We start from the raw sequence: 293 nt of genomic DNA on the forward strand, positions 1-293 counted from the left end.
GGTAACGCGCGAGCCTGCGCAGGTATTTCTGCTTGCTCAACGCACCGCTTTCCCAACGGTGCCGGGTACGAAACACCGCATCCGCCAGCAAGACCAACCGGGCACCGATGGGCTGGTTGCACTGCTCGCTACTCTCGGCGATGGCCGCGAGATTGCGGGCCACGTGGGCCCAGCACAGTTGCCGCTGGTCGGCGTCGATAAACCGGTAGCCGGCGTACTGGTCGGTCACCAGCACCCCGTCAAACTCGGCGCCCAGCAGCCGCTTGGCCGCCTCCTGACCACGGCCATAGGCC

At 66.6% G+C, this 293-nt stretch carries 1 protein-coding gene; it reads right to left on the reverse strand.

Going from position 1 to position 293, the window contains the following annotated elements:
• Window positions 1–293, reverse strand: a 293-nt coding sequence (locus J9889_RS24800) for a transposase (protein ID WP_210539138.1), incomplete at both ends; no start/stop codon positions are given.

It is taken from the genome of Aeromonas sp. PrichA-15, assembly GCF_017939245.1.
In the GTDB taxonomy this organism is placed as follows: Bacteria; Pseudomonadota; Gammaproteobacteria; order Enterobacterales; family Aeromonadaceae; genus Aeromonas; species Aeromonas caviae.